The sequence below is a fragment of the Mucilaginibacter gossypii genome (assembly GCF_900100945.1).
Taxonomy (GTDB): Bacteria; Bacteroidota; Bacteroidia; order Sphingobacteriales; family Sphingobacteriaceae; genus Mucilaginibacter; species Mucilaginibacter gossypii.
This window is the reverse complement of sequence record NZ_FNCG01000011.1, coordinates 224485-234551: the sequence shown is the minus strand read 5'-3', so window position 1 is coordinate 234551 and position 10067 is coordinate 224485. Positions and strand designations below refer to the sequence as shown.

Sequence of the window (10067 nt, the reverse complement as noted above, 5' to 3'; positions counted from 1 at the left end):
TACTTCCTGGGGGATAATGAGAATGCAATCAAAATACAGATATGGTGCGCTTTTATTGCCGATCTTCTAATCAAAATTGTCCAGGTACAACTCAAAAGACAATGGTCTTTCTCTAATCTGAGTTCTATTATAAGACTCCATCTGATGAGTTATATCCACCTATTTAACTTTCTGAACGATCCGGAGAAACTGTCCGTCATGTCAACAAATCACTCACGGCAACTAAAATTGGGGGGGCTTGGACATCCGCTTTAAAACCTAAATCCTTCTTTTTATATCATAATGCAGTCTTTTTATAACAATAACAAACTTTACCGGACAACAGTGAACTTGTTTCGGCACCTCACGTGCTACATTTACGCGCGCCGATCAAAGATGTAGACTTCTCTTGTGGGATCATGAAACAAGTTCAGGACGACAGTGGAGCATAAAATGCTTATTATTTGATCAACTTAAATAATAAGCCTCACCGTCGGTCTTAATCTTCCCTGCATCGAGCAGCAGGCGTACGGCCTCCATTTTTTCTTTTTCGGTACCGATGTTGATCCCGGTTATCAGTCCGCCGATATCGGGGTTGCTAATACTAAGCAATTGTACTATTTCGGTGGTGATGTTGTCGAAAATTTCGTCTTGATTTACCCTGCGTTTTTCCTCAAGGCAAACATCGCAGATCCCACATTTACGACCATTTGGCTCATCAAAATAAGCCAGCAACATCTGGCTCCGGCAGCGTTTATGAATGGCGTAGGCAAAAACAGCTTCCATTTTTTGACGGTACACTTCTTTGCGCTGCTCAATATATTTCCTGTCGATAGTGAGGTGACTGCCCTGTATCCGTGGTTTTAAATAGGTAACCTGGGGCTTATCTGTTTGCTGCATATAGCTTATCAGGCCGTATTGCTGCAACTGTAACATCCCCTCAATAACCTGCTGAACGCTTAAACCTGTTCGCCTTGCGATATCAAACTCCTTGATACGTACATAATTTTCAAACGCGCCACCGTATGAGCGCAGCAGGGTTTTGATAAACGGGTCCCAGCCGGCGTTCTGGATCTGGAAGTTGTATAGTTGTTCGTTAACTACCTCAAACTGAAAACGCGAGGGCAAAAATACGCTTTCGTTAAAAGCCAGGTATTCATCACGCTCTAAAAACTTAAGGGCGTTGAGTGTTTTAATAGCATCGAGTTTAAAGCGGCTACAAAATTCGCCAAGGTCGAGATCAAAGCTTAAACCCTCGCCGGCCTCATAAGCCACCTGGTAATAATTGGCCAGGTTGTGGTATACCTGCTTAATTTCCTCAACCGATGGAAAATTAAGCTCATACATCTTTTCCTGTTTAAGCTTATCGGCAGGGTTATATAGCAGCACGCCAAAGGCTTTATTACCATCGCGCCCGCCCCGGCCGGCTTCCTGGTAATAGGCTTCCAAACTTTCCGGGATATCCTTGTGGATCACAAACCGTACATCCGGCTTATCTATCCCCATACCAAAAGCATTGGTAGCTACAATCACCCGTACCCGGTTATTTTTCCAGGCCTCCTGCTTTTCGGCGCGCTGGTCAACAGTCAGGCCTGCGTTGTAATAATCGGCCCGTATACCGTTATCCGTCAGGAACTTTGCTATCTCAAAAGTTTCCTTCCTGCTCCGTACATATACAATGCCGCTTCCCTTAACACCGCGTACGATATTGAGCATTTTACGGAACTTATCTTCTTCATGCTGCACCACATAACGGATATTGCGTCGTTCAAAACTTTGCTGGTAAACTACCGGGTTTTTGAATTTTAGCTTTTCCTGAATATCGGCCTTAACATCGGCGGTAGCTGTTGCTGTAAGCGCAAGCACGGGCACGTTGGGATGCAGCTCCCGCAGATCGGCAATATGCAGGTACGGCGGCCTGAAATCGTAACCCCATTGCGAAATACAATGCGCCTCGTCCACCGCGAAAAGGTTTACTTTCATGTACTTCACCCGCTCGCGCACCAATTCGCTCAGCAGGCGCTCGGGCGACAGGTACAGGAACTTTACCGAACCATAAATGCAATTATCCAGCGCCAGGTCTATCTCACGGCGACCCATTCCCGATACTATGGATATCGCGTTGATGCCTTTGGCCCGCAGGTTTTCAACCTGGTCTTTCATGAGCGCAATAAGCGGCGACACCACTATACAGATCCCCTCTTTAGCCAACGCCGGCACCTGGAAACAAACTGATTTACCGCCACCGGTAGGTAACAGCGCCAAAGTATCATTTCCTAATAAAACAGACTGGATGATCTCGGCCTGCATGGGCCTGAAAGTATCATGGTTCCAGTATTGTTTTAATATTTCTTCGATGGTCATGGGTAAACGCTGACCTCAAAACTATTAAATTTAAGGGAAATTTGGGCGGGTTATGGATAGAACGTTAAGGTCGGAATCAGAATTTATAGAATTAAGGATTTACAGATGCAAAGAAAATTCGAAATCGAACATCTGAAATCCCAAATTATCATTGTGGGCGTTACCTTCGGTCCGCGCTATCCGCTCATACTGCGCAGGCCTTAGCCGCTTGGCCGGTATCCGCTACTATAGCTAACGCAAAACAGGTAGTTAATTAAAACTCCATCAACCATTTATAAAACCCAGGCCAGTCGCCGTTCCATTGCTTTTCATTGTGGGTTGCACCTTTGATTATCGTGACCGGCGCATTTTCGGGTTTTACCCCTCTTGATTTCAGCAAATCAGCCATCTTTTGCATGTCAGCAACCATGCTCTCACTTTCGGCATCACCGCAAACAAAATAAAATCGGCTCATTTTATTTATTGTAGCCTGTTGCGCCTGGTCATAAATCTGCGGCGCGATCCAGAACGCGGGCGAAAATACTCCTGCATTTCCAAACACCCCGGGATATTTAAGTGCCGCATACATCGAGATAAGTCCGCCCATGGAGCTGCCCGCAATGGTTGTGTGCGCGGCATCAGTTTGGGTACGGTAATGAGCATCAATATATGGCTTAAGCTCTTTAATCAAAAATTGAACATAATCGTCTCCCCTGCCTTCACCATATTTTGAATTATACGGGTCATACTCGGTTATGCGGTACTCGCCTCCATGATCGATACCTACTATAATACTTTCCTGCCGTACTGGTATTTTATCCATCATTTCATCAATGCCCCATTCGCCATAGCTTGAGGTGTAATCGTCAAAAAGGTTTTGACCGTCGTGCATGTAAATTACCGGGTATTTCTTTTTGCCTGCATCGTACCCGGCCGGCAGATAGATCCAAACCCTCCGCTGCCTGCCTAATTGCGGCATCTGAAATTTTTCGCTGATCAAATGTACCCTCGCTGTAGCGGTATGTTTCTTTTCGGGTACGCCAAAGTTATCCTGCCAGGCTTCAATGTCCAGCTTAATAGTTGTATCTGCGGTTATTTTTAGGTTGCGGTTATCAATGGGCTTGCCAGCAACATCGCATTCAACGGAGTTCCAACTGCCACGGGTCACTTTAAAATGCACGATACCAACCGGCAGTTCTTTGTTCAACACATAATTCCCGGCCGGGGTTTTGAGCAGTTCCCAGTTTTTATCAGCAGGATTCCAGCCGTTAAAATCGCCCGCCAGGAACAGGTGTTCAGACGAGCTTTTCAGGGTTGCTATTTTGCCGGTAAAAAAGGAGATTTTCACCTGGCTAAAAAGCAAAAAATTTTGTCCAAAAAGCAAAAACGCGCAGAAAATTATTTTTTTCATTATCATAAAAAGCTAAAAACCGGGAACGTTGCCGGGAACGTTCCCGGAAATAGGTTGCATAAAAGTAAAATCACCTATTGTGTACACCTGACACTTACTTATTTCACAAATATGCGTTTAAATCTAAATTTCGCATAAAAACAATAATTTTTCCCACTATTTTAATAAATTTCAGTATTTCTTTAAAGTTAAAGAAGCCTTAATTAAACGCTTTAAAATTATCTTTTATATAAAATTTGCAATTGATATTTGTAAATGTAAATTAGTCGCATGCTGTTTCGGCCACAATAATAAACCAATTATAGACGGCAAAATAAGCCTTTTTTTATTCATAAAAATCAATAAGTAAATGAGAAAAAATTACTCAAAAAAGTATGTTCTTCTTTGTGCTTTCCTGATGATGTCATTCATGGCGTTTTCACAAACCGGGAGTATTAAAGGAAAGGTATCTGACGAAACCAACCAGCCCCTCCCCGGTGCTACGGTTACCGTCGATGGTACCACTATTGGTTCAACTACCGACGCTAATGGTAACTATGCCATTAACAATGTTAAAGCCGGTACTTACACCCTAAGCGTAAAATTTATCGGTTATATTACCATCAAAAAAACAGTAACCGTTAACGGTGCTACGGTCGAAAACTTCAGCCTCGCTCCCGAAAGCAAAAGCCTTAACGAGGTAGTAGTTATAGGTTACGGTACCCAGCGTAAAAAAGATCTTTCAGGCGCAATCACCAATGTAACCGCTAAAGATTTTCAAAAAGGCGTTATTACTACCCCCGAGCAATTAATTGCCGGTAAGGTTGCAGGTGTATCCGTAATATCAAACAGCGGCGCGCCTGGTGCAGGTAGCAAGATCCGTATTCGCGGTGGTGCTTCCTTGTCTGCCAGCAACGACCCGCTTATTGTTATTGATGGCGTGCCGTTGGATAACGCCCGCAACGCCGACGGTACTTCAAAAATATCCGGTGTTGCCGACCCTTTAAGTCTAATAAATCCTAATGACATCGAGTCGTTTTCAGTATTAAAAGATGCATCAGCTACCGCCATTTATGGTAATAGGGCATCAAACGGCGTAATTTTGATTACAACTAAAAAAGGTAAAAAGGGAAAACCAACTGTCGATTTCAGTTCGCAATTTTCCGTATCCAAATTAGGCAAGGAAGTTAGTGTTTTAACCGCCGATCAATTGCGTGATTATGTTAAAGCTAATGGCACAACCGCTCAACAAGCTTTATTGGGTACAGCAAATACCGACTGGCAAAAGCAAATATATCAAACCGCACAAACCACCGATAATAACATCAGTGTATCTGGCGCTACCAAGGTATTACCATACCGTGTTTCGGCAGGGTACCTTAACCAGGAAGGTATTTTAAAAACCGGCTCATTAAGGCGTTTTACTGGTGCTATTAATTTAAGCCCAAGCTTTTTTACTGATCACCTGAAAGTTAATTTAAACGTTAAAGGCGCAAATGTAAAGCAAAGGTTTGCCAATCAGGACGCTATTGGCTCGGCAGTTAGCTTTAATCCTACCCTTCCGGTATATTCGGGCAATAACCGTTTTGGCGGATACTATGAGTGGCTTGACCCATCTTCGGTTAACGGCCTTAAATCACTCGCGCCTTTAAACCCGCTTGGTTTATTGGAACAACGCGATGATAAAAGTAATGTTTACCGCAGCATCGGCAACTTAATCTTAGATTATAAATTCCATTTCCTTCCTGAGCTGCATGCTAACGTGAACCTTGGTTATGACGTATCAAACGGTCGTGGCACTGTGTTTGTAAACGATAGCGCTGCATCTGGCTATAAAAGATATAAAGATGCCGCCGGGGTTTTCCATGGCGGTACAAACACTCAATACAAACAATTGCAGTCAAATAAAATATTTGAAGGCTATCTGAGCTATGCTAAAGATATAAAAGACATTAAAAGCCATATCGATGCGGTAGCAGGTTATTCATACCAGGATTTCAAAACTACAACTTACAATTTTCCTGATGTGACTGCCGATGGTACAATTGTATCAAAACCAGTTTATCCTTTCGATAAACCCGAAAACCGGCTGATATCAGTTTATGGCCGTGTAAATTATATTTATGACGATAAATACATTTTAACAGGTACAGTAAGAAGAGACGGATCATCAAAGTTTGCACCAGACAGAAGATATGGTACCTTTCCATCCGCGGCCTTTGCATGGAAAATGATCCAGGAAGATTTTCTTAAAGGATCAAAAGTTTTATCTGACCTGAAATTGCGCTTAGGTTATGGCAAAACAGGCCAGCAGGATATCGGCGAGAATTATAGCTATATATCATATTACAACCTCAGCAACAATACTGCTCAGTACCAGTTAGGCGATAAGTTTTATAACTTGTACCGCCCGGGTGGCTATTATCCTAACAGAACCTGGGAAGAAACCACATCCGCCAACGTTGGTTTTGACTTTGGCTTTGCCGACAACCGTATTACCGGTACTATTGATTATTACCACAGGAAAACTTCTAACCTGCTCAACAGGATCTCCCAGCCTGCAGGTTCAAACTTCTCAAACGAGATTGTTGCTAACATTGGCGATGCAACCAGCAGCGGTGTTGAATTTAATATCAATGCTGATATAATCAGGAGTACCGATCTCACCTGGAGTGTTGGCCTTAACGCTACTTATAACCAAAACAAAATCACCAAACTTACTATAGCACCAGATCCAAGCTATGCAGGTAGCCCTACCGGCGGCATTTCTGGCGGAACCGGTCAAAACATCCAGATCAACTCAGTAAACTATCCACGCTATTCATTTTATGTGTACCAGCAGGTTTATGGCCCGGACGGCAGGCCTCTTGATGGCGTATTTGTTGACAGAAACAAAGATGGGGTGATCAATGACCAGGACCTGTACCATTATAAAAGCCCTGATCCTAAAGGCTACTTTGGTTTAACATCAAATGTAAACTACAAAAAATGGTCGGCAGGTTTTACTGCACGGGCGAGTGTAGGAAACTACGCATATAACAACGTGTTTTCAAGCACTGGCACCCAAAGAAGCATCATTAACCCTATCGGTGTTATAAACAATGGATCAACCAATGTACTGCAAAGCGGTTTGACCGGAAACAGTGATAAAAATGTGCTGTCAGATTACTATATCCAAAACGCTTCATTTATCCGTATGGACAATATAAACGTAGGTTACAATTTTGGTAAAGTATTCAAAAATACCGGAAACTTAAGATTAAGCGCTAACGTGCAAAATGTGTTTGTAATTACTAAATATAAAGGTGTTGACCCTGAAATAGGAACAGGTATCGATAACAACCTGTATCCGCGGCCACGTACCTATGTTTTAGGGCTTAATTTATCACTATAACCTTATAGCTGATCATTTTAAAAGAAATCAACATGAAAAGAAATTCAATAAAACTTATAATAATCGGCGGCCTGATAGCCGCAGGTTCAGTATCATGCAATAAAAAGCTTGACCTGATCCCTACAAACGACCTGACATCGGCACAGGTTTATAATTCTCCGGAAGGTTACAAACAGGCATTTGCTAAAGTATATGCCGCATATGCATTAACAGGCAATTCAGGTCCTGCTGGTAATGGCGATGTTCAGGGTATTGATGAAGGAACATCCGATTTTTATCGTTTAATGTGGTGTGCAGAAGAACTACCCACTGATGAAGCCGTAGTTGGGTGGGGCGACCCCGGTCTGCCCGACTTTCACAATATGTCCTGGTCATCAAGCAACTTGTTCCTGAAAGGCATTTATTACAGAGCAGTTTACCAGATAACGCTGGCTAACGATTTTATTCGTCAGTCAACAGATGCTAACCTGAGCAGCAGGGGCATTTCAAGAGCTAATGCCACCAATATAAAAATGTATGCTGCTGAGGCACGTTTCTTAAGAGCTTATCAGTATTCGGTATTAATGGACCTTTTTGCAAATCCTCCGTTTGTTACCGAAAATGATGCCCTTGGATCAACCTTACCAAAACAAATAACCCGCAAAGACCTATTTAATTATATTGAAAGTGAACTCAAAGCGATTGACGGAACTTTAGCAAAACCCCGGGCCAACGAATATGGTCGTGCCGACCAGGCTGCCGAGTGGGCATTGCTGGCCAGGATTTACCTGAATGCCGAAGTTTATACTGGCACTGCACGTTATACTGACGCTATCACTTACTCAAAGAAAGTTATTGAAAACGGCGGTTACAAATTGATCAGTGATTATACTAAACTGATGCGCGCCGACAATAACGTAAATACAGATGAGTTTATCTTAACCATTAACTACGATGGCTTGCGCACGCAAAGCTACGGCGGTGCTACCTTTATGACCCACGCGCCTGTTGGTGGCTCAATGCCGGCGGCTGATTATGGTATTAGCGGCGGATGGGCTGGTTTGCGTACCACCAAAGCTTTGGTAAACCTGTTTCCAAATGGTGCTTCAAGTGCCGATAAACGTGCCCAGTTTTATACCAACGGGCAAAACCTTGAAATTTCAGATATCAGCACCTTTACAGATGGATATGCTATTTCAAAATTCAAAAACGTGAAAATAGCGGATGGCAAACCGGGTTCAAGCCTTGATTATGCAGATATGGACCTTCCCATTTTCAGGCTTGCAGAACAATACTTAATATATGCCGAAGCAACAACAAGGGGCGGCACAGGCGGCGATATGGGCCTTGCTGTAAGTTATATCAATAAGCTGCGTGAAAGAGCCTATGGCAATGCAAGCGGCAATGTAACCAGCATCACAACAGACCAGATCCTCGATGAAAGGGGCCGCGAACTGTATTGGGAAGGCTTCCGCCGTACCGACCTGATCAGGTACAAAAAGTTTGTTGAATCCAGCTACCTGTGGCCTTTTAAAGGCGGCTCGAAAGATGGCAAAGGTGTTGAAAGCTACCGCACCATTTATCCATTACCAACAAGTGATGTTGCAGCCAACCCTAATCTGAAACAAAATACAGGATATTAAAATATACCGGGAGATGTTCACAAGCATCTCCCGCAAAACCATAAAACCTAAAAAGGATATGAAAAAAATATTTACCACGCTCCTGGCAATTGGCGGTATCGCGCTGCTGATGCTGGCATCATGTAAAAAAGATGAAGTAAAGGTTGTAGCAAACGTGGGCAAAGTAGGCGCTTTAACATCAACAACAACCGCCCCTGAACTTTCAAAGCCCAACGCTAATAATGATGCTATTACCTTTAGCTGGGCCGCAACCCCGGTAACTGGTTACAATGCCCCTATCACCTATACTATACAGTTAGATGTAAAAGGCAATAGTTTTAAAAACGCAAGAGAAGTAAGCACCGATAAGCTTACCCAAACGCTTAAAGTGGGTGTGCTTAACGATATGTTAACAGCATTGAAGCTATCTTATGACAACCCATCGCAAGTTGAGGTGCGCATTAAATCATCAGCGGCTCCAAACCTGGCTGCTACCTACTCAAACGTTATTACATTAACTGTATTACCATACCAAGGTACAGGCTATATTTATGTTCCCGGTGCTTACCAGGGATGGGACCCCAAAACTGCCGATAGTCTTACTTCGCCAAATAATGACGGTGTGTATGATGGTTATATCGGTTTCCCTGCAGGTAAGCTTGAATTTAAACTTACTCCTAAAAAGGTATGGGACGTTGCATACGGAGATGCAGGCAGCGGAAAAATAAGTACTACCGGCGGTAACCTTTCAGTACCTGCCGCAGGATACTATGCATTGCATGCTGTTATTGATCAAAACGATAAAACAAAAGGCACATTTACTGCTACCCCTGTGTTCTGGAGCATTATCGGCGATGCTACCCCCGGCGGCTGGAGTACCGATACAGATATGCTTTATGATGCCACCACCAAAACCTGGAGCGTTACAGTTGCTTTAATTGCCGGCAAGGATATGAAATTCAGGTTTAATCACAGCTGGGATTTAAACTTAGGCGGAACGCCAGCGGCGCTTACACCAGGCGGAGGTAATTATACCATAACAACCGCCGGTACGTACAAAATAGTACTAGATACTAAGGCCAACACCTTTACTATTATTAAGCTTTAAGCTTAACCACTTCAGTTGATTGATTTATTTATATGGCCCCGCACGGTGAAAACCTGCGGGGTTTCTTATCTGAACCTTGATTTGCCTGATTTTAGGATTATAGGATGATTGAAAATACGGTGATTTCAACGTTTTAAAGATAACCTGATTAACCACGAATATTAACATGGCTCTTCTTTTGATAAGATCAATCCCCCAAAAGCATATGATATCAAGGAAATTCTCAAATCCTAAAAATCAAGGTTAAGACGA

The 10067-nt window shown here is 43.1% G+C and carries 5 protein-coding genes; 3 read left to right on the top strand and 2 right to left on the bottom strand.

Annotated elements, in window-relative coordinates:
* Positions 1-447: 447 nt before the first annotated feature.
* Both BLS28_RS19740 and BLS28_RS19735 read right to left on the bottom strand, forming a co-directional pair.
* Positions 448-2343 carry a RecQ family ATP-dependent DNA helicase gene (locus BLS28_RS19740; protein ID WP_091171572.1) on the bottom strand — a complete coding sequence of 632 codons (1896 nt, stop codon included), beginning with the start codon at positions 2341-2343 and terminating at the stop codon, positions 448-450.
* A gap of 253 nt (positions 2344-2596) precedes the next feature.
* Positions 2597-3733, bottom strand: coding sequence for an alpha/beta hydrolase (locus tag BLS28_RS19735; protein ID WP_176844521.1), 1137 nt, complete (start codon positions 3731-3733; stop codon positions 2597-2599).
* Between the two features lie 349 nt (positions 3734-4082).
* On the opposite strand from BLS28_RS19735, the gene BLS28_RS19730 reads away from it, so the two are divergent.
* From BLS28_RS19730 to BLS28_RS19720, 3 genes are read left to right on the top strand one after another with little or no spacing between them, the layout of a single operon-like run.
* Complete coding sequence (locus BLS28_RS19730; RefSeq protein ID WP_091171564.1) at positions 4083-7106, top strand: SusC/RagA family TonB-linked outer membrane protein; 3024 nt, start codon at positions 4083-4085, stop codon at positions 7104-7106.
* A 32-nt stretch (positions 7107-7138) separates the two neighbouring features.
* Complete coding sequence (locus tag BLS28_RS19725) at positions 7139-8728, top strand: RagB/SusD family nutrient uptake outer membrane protein (protein ID WP_091171562.1); 1590 nt, start codon at positions 7139-7141, stop codon at positions 8726-8728.
* Between the two features lie 58 nt (positions 8729-8786).
* The gene (locus BLS28_RS19720) at positions 8787-9815 is read left to right on the top strand and encodes a SusE domain-containing protein (RefSeq protein ID WP_176844520.1); all 1029 of its coding nucleotides are present in this window, start codon (positions 8787-8789) and stop codon (positions 9813-9815) included.
* Positions 9816-10067 lie beyond the last annotated feature (252 nt).